General features: G+C 28.7%; 20 protein-coding genes. All 20 read right to left on the minus strand.

Annotation, left to right across the window (positions count from 1 at the left end; all coding sequences use genetic code 11):
- Nucleotides 1-228 precede the first annotated feature (228 nt).
- Nucleotides 229-1,698, minus strand: a complete 1,470-nt coding sequence (gene spoIVA, locus ABCM86_RS07430) for a stage IV sporulation protein A (protein ID WP_330593088.1) — start codon at nucleotides 1,696-1,698, stop codon at nucleotides 229-231.
- A 187-nt stretch (nucleotides 1,699-1,885) separates the two neighbouring features.
- Nucleotides 1,886-2,911, minus strand: a complete 1,026-nt coding sequence (locus tag ABCM86_RS07435; protein WP_343003779.1) for an NAD(P)H-dependent glycerol-3-phosphate dehydrogenase — start codon at nucleotides 2,909-2,911, stop codon at nucleotides 1,886-1,888.
- Nucleotides 2,912-2,930: 19 nt separating this feature from the next.
- A complete protein-coding gene (plsY, locus tag ABCM86_RS07440; RefSeq protein WP_195929767.1) occupies nucleotides 2,931-3,536 on the minus strand; it encodes a glycerol-3-phosphate 1-O-acyltransferase PlsY in 606 nt (201 codons plus the stop codon).
- A gap of 21 nt (nucleotides 3,537-3,557) precedes the next feature.
- A complete protein-coding gene (der, locus tag ABCM86_RS07445; RefSeq protein WP_195929768.1) occupies nucleotides 3,558-4,886 on the minus strand; it encodes a ribosome biogenesis GTPase Der in 1,329 nt (442 codons plus the stop codon).
- Between the two features lie 13 nt (nucleotides 4,887-4,899).
- Complete coding sequence (locus ABCM86_RS07450; RefSeq protein WP_195929769.1) at nucleotides 4,900-6,225, minus strand: DUF512 domain-containing protein; 1,326 nt, start codon at nucleotides 6,223-6,225, stop codon at nucleotides 4,900-4,902.
- An 89-nt stretch (nucleotides 6,226-6,314) separates the two neighbouring features.
- Nucleotides 6,315-6,512 carry a hypothetical protein gene (locus ABCM86_RS07455; protein WP_195929770.1) on the minus strand — a complete coding sequence of 66 codons (198 nt, stop codon included), beginning with the start codon at nucleotides 6,510-6,512 and terminating at the stop codon, nucleotides 6,315-6,317.
- 1 nt (nucleotide 6,513) lies between these two features.
- The gene (locus tag ABCM86_RS07460; protein ID WP_343003780.1) at nucleotides 6,514-7,446 is read right to left on the minus strand and encodes a YIEGIA family protein; all 933 of its coding nucleotides are present in this window, start codon (nucleotides 7,444-7,446) and stop codon (nucleotides 6,514-6,516) included.
- 19 nt (nucleotides 7,447-7,465) lie between these two features.
- On the minus strand, nucleotides 7,466-8,398 hold the full coding sequence (locus ABCM86_RS07465; protein ID WP_343003781.1) for a YIEGIA family protein: 933 nt from the start codon (nucleotides 8,396-8,398) through the stop codon (nucleotides 7,466-7,468).
- A gap of 138 nt (nucleotides 8,399-8,536) precedes the next feature.
- Entirely contained in the window at nucleotides 8,537-9,838 is a 1,302-nt protein-coding gene (locus ABCM86_RS07470; RefSeq protein ID WP_195929773.1) for a HAMP domain-containing sensor histidine kinase, read from the minus strand.
- A 17-nt stretch (nucleotides 9,839-9,855) separates the two neighbouring features.
- Nucleotides 9,856-10,539: a response regulator transcription factor gene (locus tag ABCM86_RS07475; protein WP_195929774.1), complete on the minus strand. Its 684-nt coding sequence runs from the start codon at nucleotides 10,537-10,539 to the stop codon at nucleotides 9,856-9,858.
- Nucleotides 10,540-10,551: 12 nt separating this feature from the next.
- The gene (gene pgeF, locus ABCM86_RS07480; RefSeq protein ID WP_343003782.1) at nucleotides 10,552-11,274 is read right to left on the minus strand and encodes a peptidoglycan editing factor PgeF; all 723 of its coding nucleotides are present in this window, start codon (nucleotides 11,272-11,274) and stop codon (nucleotides 10,552-10,554) included.
- 1 nt (nucleotide 11,275) lies between these two features.
- Entirely contained in the window at nucleotides 11,276-11,734 is a 459-nt protein-coding gene (gene nrdR / locus ABCM86_RS07485; protein WP_195929776.1) for a transcriptional regulator NrdR, read from the minus strand.
- A 33-nt stretch (nucleotides 11,735-11,767) separates the two neighbouring features.
- On the minus strand, nucleotides 11,768-12,028 hold the full coding sequence (locus tag ABCM86_RS07490; RefSeq protein WP_195929777.1) for a YlmC/YmxH family sporulation protein: 261 nt from the start codon (nucleotides 12,026-12,028) through the stop codon (nucleotides 11,768-11,770).
- A gap of 264 nt (nucleotides 12,029-12,292) precedes the next feature.
- On the minus strand, nucleotides 12,293-13,066 hold the full coding sequence (gene sigG, locus ABCM86_RS07495) for an RNA polymerase sporulation sigma factor SigG (protein WP_195929778.1): 774 nt from the start codon (nucleotides 13,064-13,066) through the stop codon (nucleotides 12,293-12,295).
- A gap of 89 nt (nucleotides 13,067-13,155) precedes the next feature.
- A complete protein-coding gene (gene sigE / locus ABCM86_RS07500; RefSeq protein WP_195929787.1) occupies nucleotides 13,156-13,887 on the minus strand; it encodes an RNA polymerase sporulation sigma factor SigE in 732 nt (243 codons plus the stop codon).
- Between the two features lie 19 nt (nucleotides 13,888-13,906).
- Nucleotides 13,907-14,734, minus strand: coding sequence for a sigma-E processing peptidase SpoIIGA (locus ABCM86_RS07505; protein WP_195929779.1), 828 nt, complete (start codon nucleotides 14,732-14,734; stop codon nucleotides 13,907-13,909).
- 204 nt (nucleotides 14,735-14,938) lie between these two features.
- Nucleotides 14,939-16,111 (minus strand): cell division protein FtsZ, encoded by a 1,173-nt coding sequence (gene ftsZ / locus ABCM86_RS07510; protein ID WP_295675552.1) that lies wholly within the window; start codon nucleotides 16,109-16,111, stop codon nucleotides 14,939-14,941.
- Nucleotides 16,112-16,401: 290 nt separating this feature from the next.
- Nucleotides 16,402-17,142, minus strand: a complete 741-nt coding sequence (locus ABCM86_RS07515; protein ID WP_295761473.1) for an FtsQ-type POTRA domain-containing protein — start codon at nucleotides 17,140-17,142, stop codon at nucleotides 16,402-16,404.
- Between the two features lie 227 nt (nucleotides 17,143-17,369).
- Nucleotides 17,370-18,587: an undecaprenyldiphospho-muramoylpentapeptide beta-N-acetylglucosaminyltransferase gene (gene murG, locus ABCM86_RS07520; RefSeq protein WP_343003783.1), complete on the minus strand. Its 1,218-nt coding sequence runs from the start codon at nucleotides 18,585-18,587 to the stop codon at nucleotides 17,370-17,372.
- Between the two features lie 14 nt (nucleotides 18,588-18,601).
- Complete coding sequence (gene ftsW, locus ABCM86_RS07525) at nucleotides 18,602-19,753, minus strand: putative lipid II flippase FtsW (protein WP_330605475.1); 1,152 nt, start codon at nucleotides 19,751-19,753, stop codon at nucleotides 18,602-18,604.
- Between the last annotated feature and the right edge of the window lie 34 nt (nucleotides 19,754-19,787).

Here is a 19,787-nt window from a genome sequence, read left to right on the forward strand (position 1 = left end):
CTTTTAATATATTGAATAAATATGTTACGTAAATTAATATGTATCTTATTTTTTATTTTTATTCTATATTTTAATTAATAAATATTGCTCCAGTTTTAGTTTTTAATCTTCACTTATCTTTAGAGGTATTAACGCAAAAAAAATTTCCTTAAACATTCTAAGGAAATTTCAAAATATATATTTTTCAAGGAGCAAATTATAACAACATATTCTTATTAATAATATAATTTAAAGAATAATTGTTATTATATTATTGCTGCCTTCATTTATAATTTTTTGTAGTGTTTTTTGGATTTTAAATCTAATTTCATCTGGCATCATATACAACTTACTTTGTAGCTGTTCTTTTACTAAATCATTTAATGACTTACCAAACATATTTGATTCCCATAATTCACTAGGATTTTGTTCAAATTCATTTAGAAGATATTTAACCATTTCTTCACCTTGATCTTGATTTCCTACAATTGGAGATACTTCTGTAGATATATCTGCTTTTATAATGTGAAGTGATGGTGCATTTGCTTTTAACTTAACTCCATATTGTTTTCCTTGTTTTATAATTTCAGGCTCTTCCAAGCTAAGTTCACTAAGTGATGGTGCTACAACTCCATATCCAAAAGTTTTAGCATCATTTAATGCAACTTCTATCTTGTCGTATTCTCGTTTTACTTTAGATAAAGTCGTAACTAAATTCAATAATTGACTATCCCCTTCAATCTTAAATCCACTCTTTTCTTCTAATACTGTATAGAACAATTCTTGTTTTGTAGCTAATTGAATATTTATTACTCCTTCACCAAGTTCTACACTATCTACATTTACGCCTTCTAAAAATTCTAATTCTTTAAATCCATTTATAATATCATCAATATCTCTAATTTTTTGTAAACTAGCTATACATTCTTTTAATGTAGCTATTATACTTTGTTTTATCCAATGATTTTTTTCTAATCCTTCTACCCATTTAGAAATATTTATTCTTATTTCATTTACTGGGAAGTCATATAATACTGTTTCTAAGATATTTTCTATATCAGATTCATTCATTTCTTCCACATTTACTGGCAATATAGGTACTTCATATTTTTCTTCCAATTCTTTTCTTAGAAGTTCTGTTTTTTCTTCTTTTGGAGTCATGCTGTTTAAAACTACTACAAATGGTTTTTGGATTGATTTTAACTCATCTATTACTCTTTCTTCAGCTTCGATATAGTTGCCTCTTTCTATACCAGTTACACTTCCATCAGTTATAACTACTACTCCTATTGTAGAGTGATCTCTTATAACCTTTTTTGTGCCTATTTCTGCAGCTTCCTCAAAAGTCATAGCGTCTTTTGACCATGGCGTAGATACTAATCTTTGTTTGCCGTTTTCTTCGTGTCCTAATGCCCCATCAACTATGTATCCCACACAGTCGACCATTCTGACTTTTAGAGAAACAGCGTCTTTTAATTCAATAACTACACCATCTGCAGGTACAAACTTAGGTTCAACAGTCATGATAGTTTTGCCTGAGCCACTTTGAGGTATTTCATCTCTAGTTCTATCTCTTTTGAATTCATTGTCTATATTAGGTAGAACTAGCGTTTCCATAAACTTTCTTATAAATGTTGATTTTCCTGTTCTAACAGGGCCAACAACCCCTATATATATATCACCTTGAGTTCTTTTTGCTATATCCTCATAAATGTTCATTCTTATTCCCTCCTGCATACATTTCTTATTAAAGTATATTGAACAGTTTCTAAATTTATAACAAAAATCTTATTGCGTGGTTGTGAATGAATATAATTTCCTATGTGCTATAAAATGTAAAAAAATAAAACCTACATAGAGTTTAAGTTTTATTTAACTTAAAATCCATGTAGGTTTTATATATAAATTAATTATGTACAAATCCGTTATTAACGACTTCTTCCATTTCATTTTTCTTATGTCTAGTCATAAGTGCTTTTACAGTTTCTTCAGTATTTGATCCTTCGTATAATACTGAATAAATAGCATTAGTTATTGGTAGTTCAATATTTAATTTTTTACCAACTTTATAAGCAACTTCTGTTGCTACAATACCTTCAACAACCATATCAACTTCAGCTAATGTTTCCTCTAGTGTTTTTCCTTGTCCCATAAGTATTCCAGCTTTTCTATTTCTACTGTGCATACTAGTACAAGTTACGATTAAGTCTCCAATACCTGAAAGTCCTGTGAAAGTTGTTACATGTGCACCCATAGCAACTCCAAGTCTACCTATTTCTGTAATACCTCTAGTCATTAATGCTGCTTTTGCATTATCTCCATATCCAAGTCCATCACACATACCAGCACCAAATGCTATTATGTTTTTTAGAGCTCCACCTAATTCAACCCCTATTATATCTGGATTAGTGTAAACTCTAAGTACAGGACTCATAAATGCATCTTGTACAATTTCAGCTATTTCTAAATTTGGAGATGCTGCTACTAATGTAGTCGGCATAAATTTAGAAACTTCTTCAGCATGAGATGGTCCAGATAAAGTAACATATTCATTATTTGGTAGTTCTGATTTAACTACTTCAGATAATCTAAGTCCTGTTTCTCTTTCAAGACCTTTTGCAACATCAACTATAATTTGATTTTCTTTTATAAAAGGCTTTATCTTTTTGCATACACTTCTTACAGCTTGTGATGGCACTGCCAATACTACTATTTTACTGTCTTTTATTACACTTTCTAAATCAGTAGATATTCTCATTTCTTTTGGGAAAATAACACCTGGTAAGAATCTAGAATTTACTCTTGTAGTATTAATTTCGTTTGCTTGAGATTCATCTCTCGTCCACATATCTACTTTATATCCATTTTTATAAAGAGCTAGGGCAAGTGCGCTCCCCCAACTTCCTACACCTACTACACATACCTTCTCCATAATGACACCACCTAGTTTATTATTTTTTTTCACCAAGTTTTCTTTCTGTTCCATTTATAAGACGTTTTATATTTGCTCTATGAGTATATATAACTGATGCTGATAAAAATAATGTTACCCATATACCTTTTGTATTGTGGTTTATAAGCATCAACACAGGAGACAAACATATACTTAAAACAGAACCTAAAGAAACATATTTGCTAACTAATACTATTATTATAAATGCTGCTAAACATGTAAGAGCTACAATAGGATTTATAGCTAACATCGCACCTAAAGAAGTTGCTACTCCTTTACCGCCTTTAAAACCTAAAAATGCTGGCCAATTATGTCCTATTACAACGGCTACTACAGCTATATAAGCGCAAGTTGCCTCATCTGCTTTCATGTAATGGGCTAATACCCTAGCAAATCCAACTGCAATCGCACCTTTTAAAACATCGCCACCAAAAGTCATGGCTCCTGCTTTTTTACCCATAGTTCTAAGTACGTTAGTTGATCCTGCATTACCCGAACCTTGAGTTCTTATGTCTACGCCTGCAAATTTTTTGCCAATAATATATGATGTTGATATATTACCTAAAAGATAAGCAACTACTATAATAATTAAATAAACTAACATCTCTGGCCCCCCATATTTTTATTATTTTCTTCTGTTCTTTTCTCTGTACTCAAATTGCACTGAAGTTCCTTCAAATCCAAAGTTCTCTCTTATTTTATTTTCAAGATATCTTTGATAAGAGAAATGAGTAAGCTGTTTATCATTTATAAATAATGTAAATTTAGGTGGCTTAGTTCCTGTTTGAGAACCATAATAAATTTTAAGTCTTTTACCTTTGTCTGATGGTGGTTGATTAAGCATAACTGCTTCACCTATAACATCATTTAATGCTGATGTACTAACACGTTTAGCATGTTCACTAGCTACATAGTTTACTGTTTCTAGTATTTTATTCATTCTTTGGTTAGTAAGAGCAGATACGAATAATACTGGTGCATACATCATGAACGGGAATTTCTCTCTTATTTCTTTTGTGTAGTTTCCTAATGTTTTGTTGTCTTTTTCAATTAGGTCCCATTTATTTACGATGAATATGCATCCTTTACCTTCGTCGTGAGCTATACCAGCAACTTTAGTATCTTGTTCTGTAACACCTTCAGTTGCGTCTATAACTATTAAAACAACGTCAGCTCTTTCTACAGCAGTCATAGATCTTATGACACTGAATTTTTCAACTCTTTCATATACTTTACTTTTTCTTCTTATACCTGCTGTATCTATTAATAAATATTGTTGTCCGTCTTTTTCAAAGTATGTATCTATAGCATCTCTTGTAGTACCTGCAATTGGACTTACTATAACTCTGTTTTCTCCTAAAATATTATTTAAGATAGAACTTTTTCCTGCATTTGGTTTACCTGTTATTGCTACCCTAATTATATCTTCGTCATACTCAGTGTTTAATCCTTTAGGGAATTGCTCTACAACTTCATCTAATAAGTCTCCAAGACCCATACTATTTGCACTTGATATTGCATATGGATTTCCTAGACCTAATTCATAGAAGTCATATATATTGTCCATTTGGTTTATACTGTCTATTTTGTTTACAGCTAATAAAACTGGTTTATTTGTTTTTCTAAGTATTTGAGCTACTTCTTTGTCAGCTGCTGTAATACCAGCTTTTCCATCTACAACAAAAATTATGATGTGTGCCATGTCTACTGCTAACATCGCTTGGTTTCTCATTTGAGATAATATTACATCTCCGTTATCTTTTTCGATACCACCTGTATCTATTAATGTGAAGTATTTGTTTAACCATTCTACTTCTGCAAATATTCTATCTCTTGTTACACCTGGTGTATCTTCTACTATTGATATTCTCTTTCCTGCTAATTTATTGAACAGTGTTGATTTTCCTACATTTGGTCTACCAACCACTGCTACAATTGGTCTATTATCGCTCATTTTAATCTCCCTTCTAGTTTATGATTTTTTCTACAAAATCTTTTCCTTCATTTTGACAAGTTATTACTTGAACATTTAATTTTTCTGTTAATTCTTCTAATGTTATATCATCTAAAAATACTTCTTCATCGCTTTTTAACATTGATCTAGTTATATATAAAGCACTACCTAAATCTTTATCTTTTAATTGATTGATTATATCAGTAGCAGTTATAAGACCTGATACAGTTATTGTATGACCGAAATAATCATTTCTTATCTTATATACGTTTATTTTTACATTTTTGAATTTTTCCATAACTTTATTTGCCATATCAAGGATAAATTCATATGCTGAACTTCCTGTTGCTATAGAAACAGTCTTTTCTATGCTATCATCTGCATCTAAAGTTTTTAAGTAGTTTATTGTTTCAGTTCCTTGTTTACGAATCATCCCTACTCCATCTTCAAATTGTAAAAATCCTTCGTATTCATCATAATCTAATAGTGGTCTTTTTGCTATTATATAAAACTCATCTGATAAGAAAGCAAATCTTGTATTTAATTCTTTTAAATACTTCTCTTGTAGAGCATGTACTTGGTCGATTGTTTCATTTGCACTTTCATATTCGAAAATTTCTAGTTTTGCTAAATTATCTCTGTATTTAGTAATACCTACAGGTACTATAGCTACACTATTTACATAAGGATAAAGGTTTGATAAATCACTTAAAGTTCTATCTAATTCTTCTTTGTCATTATATCCAGGACATAATACTATTTGACAGTTCATCTCGATATGTGCATCAGCTAATCGCCTCATAGTATCGATTAATTTTCCAGCGTGCTTATTTGTTATCATTTTTCTTCTAAGCTCTGGATTTGTTGTATGAACTGATATATTTATAGGACTTATTCTGTATTTTATTATGTTGTCTATATCCTCTTCGCTCATATTTGTTAAAGTGACAAAATTTCCTTGTAAGAAAGAAAGTCTTGAATCGTCATCTTTGAAATAAAGAGTTTCTCTCATACCTTTTGGAAGTTGGTCTATAAAGCAGAAAACGCATTTATTTCTACAGCTTTTTGCTTTATCGATTATAGGATTTACAAATTCGATACCTAATTCTTCATCAAAATCCTTTTCGATTTCATATATATAGACTTCGCCATCTCTTTTTTGTATTTCTAATTCTATATACTCATCACTTATTAAAAATTTATATTCTATAATATCGTGAATTTCTTCGTCATTAACAGCTATTAATAAGTCTCCTACTTCTATTCCTATTTCTTCAGCAATAGAACCTTTATAAACTTTACTTATGATGTTGTTGCTATTTTTTACGTTGACTTCCATAAATCTTTCACCCTTCTCTAAAAATACATCATCTTATAATATCGTATAATTTTAAGTTAGTCAAATATATAAATTTATATACATTAATTTTAGTGTTTAACTATTATTAGGGTTTCTTTTGCGATTTCATGAACAACACCATCAACACACTTAGCCATCAACATAGCTTTATTTTGCATGTCATCGTCATTATCTGCATAAAATATCGGACAACCTCCTCCAGATGTCATATTTTTATTCGTTGTTATTATAGCTAATGTAAAATCATTTATAGACATATCTGACATATTACTTACCTTCCTTTCTTCCTATTACATAATTTTTTAAGGCTATATTTTTACCTCTAGCACTTGATACTATAGGTGTTGATTTAACTGCTTGTATAACTGCCTCAATGTTTTTTTCTATAGGTAAATACGCTATTACTAGACTTTCGTTTTTAGGATTTCGTCTTGGTATAGGAGTAAAAACTGGCTCGTTTTTTTGTCTATAAAGCCCCAATCTGCTGTATAAATTATATGCTATTGTCTGTCTTTGGCCTGGGTCTTGTATTATTGAAGCATTTATATAATTATTGTCTTTTGGAAGTATTTCTATTCCAACTCCATATTTTAAAAATTTTTCTCGTTCTGACTTTAACCCTACGTTTGTTATTCCACTTAGTGAGCCAACTTTGAGTATACTGTTATCTTCAAATGATATATCTACAATCTTTACATCTGCGATATCTCCAATAGAATCCCTTTTTATAAGCTTTTTTAAAATAAATGCTAGTACTATACCTAATATAGTACTTATAAGTAAGCTTATATTTTGACCTAATTTGAATTCTGATGTAATTAAATAGTAGCAACCAACTGTGAAAAATGAAGATATTATACACATATAGTTTCTAATTTCATACGTCTTTGCAATTTCTTCTATAAATGCATTTCCTCTTTGCACAAGTTGTTTTGCTTCTAATTCTGTCAGTGTATCTCTTCTATTTTCTCTTACTTGTCTAAATTGTTCTGCTGCTAAAGATAAAAATGTAATTGATGTATATGATCTTTCGATTAATGCAGGAACTAATAATGCACCTAGTGCAGATGCAATAAAAGCTAAAACTAATTGTGAAATTAAAACATTTGGTTGTGTTGGATATTGTTTTTGTTCTAAATTAAGCATAATTAATCTAGTTAATATTCCTATTACTATTCCGATTAAAAAAATTTTGTCCATTTTATACCTCTCAAACTTATTATTTTATTAAACATTGGTAATTACTTTGTTTTCCTTTTGCCGCTTCTAGGATTGGCGTACTTCCGGCAACTTGTTTTATAAGTTCCATATCGTTTAGAATCGGCATAAAAACAATCAACACACTTTTTGTTTTTAAATCTACTTTTGAGGTTGAAACTATATCGTGTTCATCTACATCTTTATCTACACCTGTATGAATAAATATATTGTATATAATTGCATCTCTTTGACCCAAATCATTTATAACGCCAAAATCTTTTTCGTCTTTTGGCACAACTTCAATTGCTATTCCGTCTTTCAAAAACTTTTCTCTCGTCGCTTTTAGACCTATATTTGTAATAACTACATCATTGACTTTCATTATAGGTCCATCAAAATAAATTTTTGCTTCTTTTATATCGGCTATATCATTGATACTGTTTCTTCTCAATATTCTTCTAAATATTAAACCGACTATCGCGGCTACAACTATAGCTGCTACTGTGCATATTATTATATTTTCGCCAAATCGCTTTGCAATGATGACATAAGCTATTGATGAGCCAAGACCTGCAAATAAACTCACATAGCTTCTTACTTCATAAGTAGATGCTATTTCGTCTATATAGGTTGCACCCTTTTTAACTAATTCATCTTCATCGATATTGTTTAGAGTTATCTTTTCTTGCTTAGATAATCCTTGGAATTGTTGGATACCTACTGCTAAAAAAGTCAATGCTGAGAACTCTTTGTCCATAAGGGCTGGTAGAGCAATTCCTCCTAATGCTGATGTAAGCCCTGCCATTATAATTTGTTCTATATAATCTTGGGGTCTTGTTGGATATTGTTTATCTTTTATTCTAAGAACTAAAAATCTGCATAGCGTTCCGAGTAAGACTGATACTAAAAATGAATGTCTAAACAGAGCTTCGTCTAATACGCTTTCCTTCATAAAATACACTCCTTTACAAAATAAATTTTATTGTATAAACGTTATAAATTTATTTTGTACAAAAGAAAAAATCTTATGTAAACTTTCTATATTGATAGATTTATTTACATAAGATTTCGTTTTTCAGATATTTAATTTCTATTCTGTATTTTGCGGAATTGTGACTATAAAATCACTTCCAACTCCTAAAATACTATTAACTTCTATATTTCCTCCTAAGGATTTTACCATATGCTTAGTAATCGCAAGACCTAATCCTGTCCCCCCTATATCTCTACTTCTAGCCTTATCAACCCTATAAAATCGTTCAAATATTCTATTTAGAGATTCTTTAGGTATTCCTATTCCATTATCTTTAAATTCTAAAATTATATTTTGTTTATCTTTATCATAATATTGAATAACTTGTATTCGTCCATTTTCAGGTGTATATTTTATTCCATTGTCTACTAGATTTAAAAAGATTTGTTTTATATTGTCCCTTATTCCTAATATATGTACTTCTTCATCTTCAAAATCATATGATACTTCTATGTTTTTTGATGAAGCAATATATTGTGTAATTTCACATACTTCTTTAAATATATCAAATAATTTAACTTGTTCGTATGATAAATCTTGACCATTTTCAATTGAAGAAAGCATTAATATATCTTCAATAAGACCTTTTAATCTGTTTGATTCTTTTTCGATTATATCTAAAAAATGATTTCTTGTAGCTTTGTCTATTTCATCATTTATTTTTAAAGTTTCTACAAAACCAGTTATTGATGTTAGCGGTGTTTTTAGTTCATGACTTACATTAGCTACAAAATCTCGTCTCATATTTTCTAATTTTACAAGGTCTGTTATATCTTCAATATTTATAATAGAGCCTATTATCGCATGTTTTGAATCCTGCAGATATACTGGGTCTATTTTTATCCTATATACTAGGTTATCTCTTAAATCTAATTCTATTACTTCATTTTGAGTACTTCCTACATATTTATGAAATATCTCAAGTATTTTTTTATCTTTTACGATAAATTTAAAATTTGATCCCTCTACATTAGTTTTCAAATCACATTTTAGCATTTCTTTAGCTATATCATTTATAAGCAAAATATTTCCCTTTATGTCTATTGCTAAAATACCATGAGATATGCTTTTTACAATGGAAGTCAGTTGTAGGTGCTTATATTCAACTTCTTCAATTGTACTATCCATTATTTGAATCATATAATTAAAATTTTTAGATAGTTCTCCTAGCTCACCTTTTACATATGTATTAAATCTCGTATGGAATTCTTTATTACTTACTTTTTTAGAAACTCTAGTAAATTCTTTTAGATATCTTCTCAGTGTTACCGTATATCTTATAAGTAATATAGCTAAAGCTGATGTAATAAGCATTATAAAAAAATATACACCATTTACTTGCTGTAAGTTTGAATTCATAAGTATTACCTCAACTTTTAACTAATTTTATATCCTATTCCTCTAATAGTTTCTATATATTTCTCTTCGTCTGTTTCAATTTTTTTTCGTAAGTATCTAATATGTACATCAACAGTTCTTGTTTCTCCAAAATATTCATATCCCCAGACTTTATCTAATAAAAAGTTACGTGAAAGTACTTTTCCTTTATTTTGAAGGAGTAATTTAAGTAAATCAAATTCCTTAATAGTCAAATCGATTTTCTTATCTTTTTTAGTTACTTCATGCTTTATTAAGTCCATTTTTATATCTTTAACACTTAATATATCTTCTACTTTATTTGCAGTTTTATTATATCTTCTAAGAACCGAATTTATTCTAGCTAAAAGTTCTTTTATTCCGAAAGGCTTTGTTATATAGTCGTCAGCTCCCTCTTCTAGCCCTTTAACTTTGTCTCTTTCCATATTCTTGGCTGTAAGCATAATAACAGGTATATCTTTTAGTTCTTCATCATTTCTTATTTTTTTTAATACATCCATACCACTTATATTAGGTAACATCCAGTCTAAAAGTATTAGATTTGGCTTAAATTCTTTTGCCTTATGATATCCGTCAAAACCATCTAATGAGTAGTCAACCACATATCCGTTTACCTCTAAATTAAATTTTAAAAGCTCTACTATGTGCATTTCATCATCTATAACTAATATTTTCTCCTCCATAACAATACCCCCTTACTTTATCTCAATGAAGGTTCCTATTCTCTTTGGCGTTTTATCATGCTTTCTATACGAGAAAAATCTATCACAATTACAACTTGTGCAGATATTCATATTTATTATATTCGACTTTAGTACTCCAAATTCTTTTAATATTTGGGTATTTATTTCCCATAAATCAAGATAATACTTCTCATCTCTTATTTCATATATTTTTTCATCTGCATTTGGAAGAAGTGCACTGAATTTTTCTACTAAGTCATAAGATACTTCATAGCAACATTTTCCAATAGATGGTCCTATAATTGCAACTACATCTTCTGGATTTGTATTATAATTTTCTTTCATAGATTGAAGTGTTTCTGAACAAATTTTGCCGTATGTTCCTCTCCAACCTGCATGAACAAGCCCAACAGCCTTATTTACCTTATCAGCTAAAACTACTGGTACACAGTCAGCTGTTAATATTAGAAGTGGAACGTTTTTCTCGTTTGTAATTATGGCGTCTCCATCTATTATTTGTCCTATATTATCTTTATCGACTTTATTTACTATGTTTGAATGTATTTGTTTATTTTTACTTAAATTTTTTAAAGTAAATACATCTTTAAATGCATTATTTACATCATCTAAATTTTTTGCATCTATATTAGTAGTTGTAATAGCTATATCTACAAATTCTAATCCTTCTTTATTTATAGTTAAGTAATCTTTTTTATCTATTATAGTTTGTGTCATATTAATCTCCCTTTTCCATTAAAATATTTTTTAATTCACTTACAAAAGTATTTATATCTTTAAATTGTCTGTATACAGATGCAAATCTAACGTATGATACTTCATCTATATCTTTTAATTTATCCATTACCATTTCACCGATTTTATCAGTATTTATTTCGCTTATATAATTTTTATTTATTTCATTTTCTACATAAGAAATTATGCTTTCTATTTGTTCTATTGAAACAGGTCTTTTTTCACAAGATTTTATTATACCTCTTTTTATCTTTTCCCTATTAAATAGTTCTCTACTGTTATCTTTTTTAACGACCATTACAGGTGTTGTCTCTATAATCTCATAAGTAGTAAATCTTTTTTTACAAGATTCACATTCTCTTCTTCTCCTAATAGACTTGCTATCTGTATGTCTCGAATCAACTACTTTAGATTCCTTGTAGTTACAATATGGGCATTGCATTGTTTTCCTCCTTAGTTAGTTAAGATTTAGAATTTAGATATCTATTTGATTTTTATCAAAATTTGATCCTATACTTACAATAATAGTATCGCAACCTATTCTCAAAATATCCCTCCAAAATACAGTGTCGATTTCAGCTCCTCTTGAAAAAAAGTTACCTGAAGACCCTGTTATTGAAAAAGATGATACTTTGCCATTTTCGACATCTAGATCTATATCTGTGATAAAACCTAGTTTTTTACCATTTTTCACATTGATTATTTCTTTTTCCATAATATCTGATATTCTCATCATAGTGAATCTTACCTCCTATATATTTAATATTGAAATCCTCACAAAAATTTTTAAATAAGGATTGTCTTATATAAGTTTATTATTTATAAGTAAAAAAAATTCACCATGATATCATCTATAATCTTTATAATTATTTTCCTATTAGTTTTATTTTACACATTATTAAAAAATAATCAAATATTTTAGTGATATATACAATAAAACTGTCGCAAAGTAAACAATTAAATTACTATTACGACAGCTTTAATTTTTAGTATTTTGTTTTTAGATGTATTTTCTCATATTTTTTAGGGCATTTTTTTCTATTCTAGAAACTTGAGCCTGAGAAATACCAATTTCATCGGCTACTTCGATTTGAGTTCTTCCTTTATAAAATCTTAAATCAAGGACTAATTTTTCCCTTGAACTCAATTTTTTTATAGCTTCTTTTAGAGCTATTTCTTCTAGCCAGTTTTCATCTGTATCCTTTTTGTCTTGGACTTGATCCATTACAAATATTGCATCACCATTATCTTGATATACAGGGTCAAATAATGATATTGGGTCTTGTATTGCATCAAGAGCCATAACTACAGATTCCACCTCCATGTCTAGTTCTTTTGCTATTTCTGATATTGTAGGTTCCTTTGAATTCGTTCTGATTAATTTTTCTCTTACTTGTAATGCTTTATAAGCTATATCTTTTAATGAACGTGAGACCCTAATTGGGTTGTTATCTCTAAGGTACCTTCTTATTTCGCCTATAATCATAGGTACAGCATAAGTAGAAAACCTTACATTTTGACTTAAATCAAAATTATCAATAGCTTTTATAAGTCCAACACATCCTATTTGAAATAAGTCGTCTACATTCTCTCCTCTATTATTAAATTTTTGGATAACACTTAGAACTAATCTCAAGTTGCCCTTTACAAACTTCTGTCTTGCGTCCTCATCTCCTTGTTTAATTTTTACTAATAGGTCTCTCATTTGATCAGCCTTTAGTACAGGAAGTTCGGATGTATTTACACCACAAATTTCAACCTTATTTATAATCATAAATTTCAGTCCTCTCTTAAAAGATTCTATATATGAAATTATTTACACATCATATATTTTTATACTTTTAATAAGGACTTATTTATCTATTAAACAAATTTTTTCATTTCTTTTTTTAATCTGGAAATTATTTTTTTTTCCAATCTCGAAATGTAGGATTGAGATATTCCAAGTATGTTAGCGACTTCTTTTTGAGTTTTTTCTTTTCCTTTTGTGCTCAAACCAAATCTTAATTCCATAATTTGCTTTTCTCTATCGGATAATTTATCTAGTGCCATAAATAATAAATTCTTATCTATTTCTTCTTCAATTATTTTATAAATTTCATCATTATCAGTTCCCAATACATCTGATAATAAAAGTTCATTTCCATCTAAATCCACATTTAGCGGTTCATCAAAAGATACTTCTGATTTTTTCTTATTATTTTTTCTAAGACACATCAATATTTCATTTTCTATACATCTAGATGCGTATGTAGCTAGTTTTATATTTTTATCTAAATTAAATGTATTTACTGCTTTTATAAGCCCTATTGTACCTATAGAAATTAAATCTTCCATATCTATCCCCGTATTTTCAAATTTACGCGATATATAAACGACTAATCTAAGGTTTCTCTCTATTAAAATCGTCTTTATATTGTCATCGTACTCTAATTTTTGTAATAGTTCCTTTTCCTCCTCAAGTGTTAGTGGTGGTGGAAGTACATTTACACCTCCCATATAATAACAACTATCAGGTTTTATTAGTTTTAGCTTATTGCCTAATTTAATTAACTTCATAAACAATAATCTTTTTAGTTTCTTTACTTGTAATATCAATTAAAAGTCCTCCTTTTTAATATAATATTCTCGGATTCAAAATTGCACTATATCCTTCATCTTCAAAATTGGATATGCCGAGAATAATATTACTTATTTTTTTATTATCTACGTCTAGATAATCTGCTTTTATCCCCAAAATCATTCCGGCATTGTTGTCACCTACATGTTTATAAGGTATTATTCTAACTCTCGACGAAAGATTTGGTTCTAAACACTCTGTTAAACTCTGGATATCTGACATATCCATTTTTTCGAAATTATAATTTTCTGGTAAAAAATTTTCTAAAAGACTTGCCTTGATTATTACAACATCACTTTTACTAATAGGATCCTGTAGAAGGTTTCCACTATCTAATAATGCTATACATTCTATATTCTTATCTAATATTTTTATTCTTATCTTTTTAGTTATATCATCTATATGCTTTAGCAATCTAAAATCATTAACTATTTTTTTCAATAATTTACAACTAATATAAGAACATATTATAAAAAAAGATATAGTCATATGACTAATACCTGTAAAATAAATAACAAAATAAGTGCTTCCGGATATAAATATATTTACTAGATAAAAATTGAAAAGTATCTTAAAAAAATCTTTTTTATTAGTTACATTGAAAGATATTAAAACGATTACTATAAAAAATATAAATTTAGAAGGTAGGGTAAAAAAGATTTCTAAGTCTTTATAGATATACATAACACTGTAGATAGTACCTATTATAGCTCCACATATTTGCTTAAATTTTTTTGTGTATATTTTTGTAATATATGTAGTACAATTTATTATAATATAGTTAATCAGTAAGTTTTCTAGAATATAATAATCTAAATACATTATATCTTCTCCTCTTTCTTACTTAATCACACAATGTACTAAAATCTATGAATGTTTTTAAACTTTTTCTTAAATATATTATAGAATACTTCATTTAAATAATTTGTCATTTCTAACAGTCGAATTCAAAATACTTTTTCTAAAAATATGCAAAAAAATAAAAAAACCTTCAATATTATTGAAAGTTTTTTTATCTATTATTAACTATCTTCTTTTATTTCTTAAGAAAGTTGGTATTTCCATTTCATCATCCCAGTCGTTATTTCTAACTGGTTCTGGTCTTTTTTCTATTTTTGGTTCGATTACTGGTTCAGGCTCTTGAACTGGTTCATTGTGATGAATCACAGGTCTTGGTTCTGGTTTAGCAACTGGTGGTATTTCAGTTTTTTTGATTGGAGTTGGTTCAACATATCCACCTTGAGGAGCTTCATTAAAGCCAGTAGCTATTACAGTTATCATTATTTCATCTTCTAAGTCTTCTCTTATAGACGCCCCGAAGATTATGTTTGCATCTGGATCACATGATTCTGTTATTAAGTTAGATGCAGCATTTGCTTCGAATAATGATAAGCTTGGTCCTCCTGTTACGTTAAGTAATACGCCTTTAGCACCTCTTATAGAAGTTTCTAATAATGGCGATTGTATTGCTTCTTTAGCAGCTTCTATAGCTCTATTTTCACCGCTAGCATTACCTATACCCATATGAGCTAGACCTTTATCTTTCATTATAGATGTAACGTCTGCAAAGTCTAAGTTTATAAGTCCAGGAACTTTTATTAAGTCAGATATAGATTGTATACCTTGTTTTAATACATTATCAGCTATAGAGAATGCTTCTACTATAGATGTATTTTTTTGAACTACTTCTAGTAATCTGTCATTTGGTATAGTTATTAATGTATCTACATTAGCTTTTAATTCTTCAATCCCAGCTTCTGCATTTTTCATTCTTACTTTACCCTCAAATCCAAAAGGTTTAGTAACAACACCTACAGTTAAGATACCTTTTTGTTTTGCAAGTTGTGCAACTACTGGAGCTGCCCCTGTACCTGTTCCACCACCCATTCCGGCAGTAACAAATACCATGTCAGTATCTTGTAATAGTTGTTCTATTTGTTCCTTACTTTCTTCAGCTGCTTTTCTCCCTACTTCTGGGTCTGCACCTGCACCTAACCCTCTTGTAAGTTTTTCTCCTATTTGAATTTGATTTTCTGCTTTCGATGTAATTAATGCTTGTCTATCTGTATTAATTGATATAAATTCAATTCCTTTTATTTTTTCTTCGATCATTCTATTAACAGCGTTGTTTCCACCGCCACCAACGCCAAATACTTTTATTTTAGCATTATTATCAGTTTCTAAATCAAAGCTTAGCATAATATCGAAACCTCCCTCTTTTGTAATTATTTCTATATATATATTAATTATATCATTTAATATTTAAATATTTAATGTATATTTATTAAAATAAATATATTTTATTGTTGTCTCTAAATTGTCTACTACTTCAAATGTCTTATGTACTATTAAACCTATTTTAAATATAACATCTATATTATATCATTTATTTTATTTAATTTGTTAAACTTTTTATAATATATATAACTTATATACTAAAAAACGTTAAATTGTACTTATTTTTACTTTTTGTACTTCTTATTCTCATATTATTTATATGTATATAAGGTGTATTTTGAAAATGTCATATCAATTTTGCCGTAATTTATATTTTGACTTTTTAAATCAGTTAAAATTTGAGTCAATTTTGCCATATCATGTTTCATATCACCTTTTTTATCAATTATGACTTTTATTCCTTCTTTTGTATTCATGCTAATTGTACTGTTATCTAAAAAAGCAATACTATTGATTTTATTATCTAGTCCTTCTTTTTTAATATTTTTCAGCAATGAAGCTAATTTTTTCTTATCATTTTTATTTTCAAAATTTAATTTATTATCTTTTATAGTAAAATCAATTTGAACTATTGGACAGTTATCCTTTATTTTTTCATACTTTACTTTATCTATATAATTCATGTCTTCGTCAATGTAATAGTAATTGTCGCCTTTATCTTTCAAAACACAATTAATACCTTTTTCTTTTACATCTATTATTATTGAATGTGGTATAGAAAGTTTAACTTTTACACTTTCTATGTATCTACTTTCACTTACATTTGCATTGATTTTTTTTAAATCATATGAAAATAAATTTTTACCTGTACTAACTTTAGCTAAATCTTTGACTTCAGTTTTTGAAAGAACTTGATTATTTACTACATCTATATTTTTTAAACAGAAAAAATCACTTCTTATAAATACTATAAAACAAAAACAAAATAGGAATATAAATAGAAATAACATTATCAATCGATTTATTCTTATTTTCCTTCTTTTCTTTTTCATAAAACCACTCCTGAAAATATAAGTTTATAAATCAAAAATACTACACCGATGATAATATTTCCTACATATAAATTAATTTTTTTGAAACAAATTAATACTAATTCTTTTTATGGTTTATATAAAAAAGCCAAAATATATCGAGCTTTGTATTTTATTATCAAAAAAAGATATAGAGGAAATCAATTTATTTTGATTAATTCTATATCTTTTATATTTAAATTATTAACTTATTTTTTCTTTATTCCTATAACTTTAGATTCTTGTGCAGTTTGTTGTTCTACATTTTCTTCTTTAACTTCAGCTTGCTCTTTTTGCTTTTTGTTTTTCTTTTTAGAGCCAACAGCTTCATTATAAGATTTCATTATTTCATTGTAGATTAAGTCAATTGCTTCTGGTTTACCTATTTTCTTTGCATTATTTGCCATATCTATTAGTAATTCTTTGTCTCCAAGTAATTTAAATACGGCTTCATTTAAAGATTGTGGTGTTAAATCTTTTTCTAAAATTGCAATTCCTGCACCTTGAGATTCTATACTTTTAGCATTGTATTCTTGGTGATTTTCTGCTGTATAAGCTTTTGGAATTATTATTGAAGGTTTTCCAAGAGCAGTTATCTCTGCTAAAGATATTGCACCTGCACTACCGATTACTATGTCACTTGCTGCAAGACCATCAGCCATATTATCTAAGTAAGGCATAACTCTTTGGTATGGTTTAAGTTCGATATCTTTTATAGTTTCTATAAATTCATCATAATAAACTTTTCCTGTCGCAAATATAAATGCAACATCTTCTTTTACCATGTTTTCTATAACAAGTCTCATAGCGTCGTTTATTTCTTCAGAACCACCACTACCTCCGTAGCATAGTACCATTTTTTTATCTTCGCTAATACCTAGATTTTTTCTCGCTATAAATTTTCTAGAATTTAATATTTCTTTTCTTACTGGGTTTCCTGTAAGAACTAGTTTATCTTGACTAGCTTCTGGGAATCTTTTGTGAGAATCCTCAAAACTTGTAAGAACTTTAGTTGCTACTTTAGATAATATTTTATTTGTAACACCTGGGAAAGAGTTTTGCTCATGGACTATAGTTACTCTTTTGTTCATTGCTGCGTTAAATAAAACTGGTCCACTTACATATCCTCCAGTACCGATTACGATATCTGGTTTATATTTTTTTACGATTCTTCTAGATTGTTCTAAACCTTTACATAGTTTAAATACTCTTTTTATGTTGTCTAAATCTATTTTTCTTTTAAAACCTTGAACTGTGACTGTTTTTAATTCAAAACCTGCTTTTGGAACTATTTCAGATTCTATACCGTTTTTAGTTCCAACAAATAAAATTTCACAATCAGGATTATGTTCTTTTATTTTATTTGCTATAGCTATAGCTGGGTATACATGGCCTCCAGTACCGCCACCGGCTAATAATACCTTCACTTCATCATCTCCTGTTAATTAATTTTTACTTTTTTTGAGATGTTTAACACAATTCCAATTTCACCCATCAGCACCGTGAGCGAGGTTCCTCCATAACTTATAAATGGAAGTGCCACCCCAGTCGCTGGCATAGAAGATGTTGCAACAGCTATATTGAATGCTGCTTGTATTCCTATTTGGGCACCGATTCCTATCACTACCATACATGCAAATAAATCCTTTGATTTTAAGGCTATCTTCACACATCTATATACTAATATTACAAATAACATTATAACTAAAATACAACCTACAAGACCTAACTCTTCGCCAATTATGGCAAAAATAAAGTCATTTTGAGGTTCTGGTATGTAAAAATATTTTTGTCTACTTTTGCCAAGTCCCAGCCCAAAAAGGCCGCCAGAGCCTATTGCATAAAGACTTTGTATAACTTGATATCCACTTCCAAGTGGATCTTGAAATGGGTCTAAGAATGCTGTAAATCTTTTTAATCTGTATGGTTCTGCAATGACTAAAACTCCAAATAATCCAATACCTGCAATTAACATAGTCATTACGAATTTCATATTCATTCCTGCTACAAACAACATAATAAATACAACTATTATTAGAGTCCCAGCTGTAGACATATTAGGTTGTAACATTATTAATATAAAAAATATTGATGGAATTATTAAAATTGGTATAACACCTTTTGTCAAAGATTTTATATTTTCATATCTTTTTTCTATGACTTTTGCTGTAATTACTATAGTTACAAATTTTGCTATATCCGATGGCTGAAATGTAGCTCCACCTACACCTAGCCATCTTTTAGCACCGTTAGCTTCTATACCTAATGGTGTCAAAACTAACGCTAAACATATAACAGTAAATATACAAAGTGGCAATGAATTTTTCTTCCAAATATTATAGTCTATATTTGACATGAACATCATTCCCACAAACCCTAGCACTGCATAAATTATATCTCTTTTTAAGAAAAAATAGCCATCATGGTGTTTAAATGATGCTTGAACATAGCTTGCACTAAACACCATAACTATTCCAAATAGTACTAAGGCTATTGTTGTATAAAAAATTACTAAATCAAACTCCGTCTTCATCCCCTTTGTAATTTGCTTTTTAATTTTCAAACTTTCATTAGGCATATGAATGACTACCACCCTCCTCATCGCTATTAGCTTCGAAGGAAGAGGT

This window comes from Clostridium sp. 2218st1_F5_2218SCRN_220325 (genome assembly GCF_039062665.1).
Taxonomy (GTDB): Bacteria; Bacillota; Clostridia; order Peptostreptococcales; family Peptostreptococcaceae; genus Intestinibacter.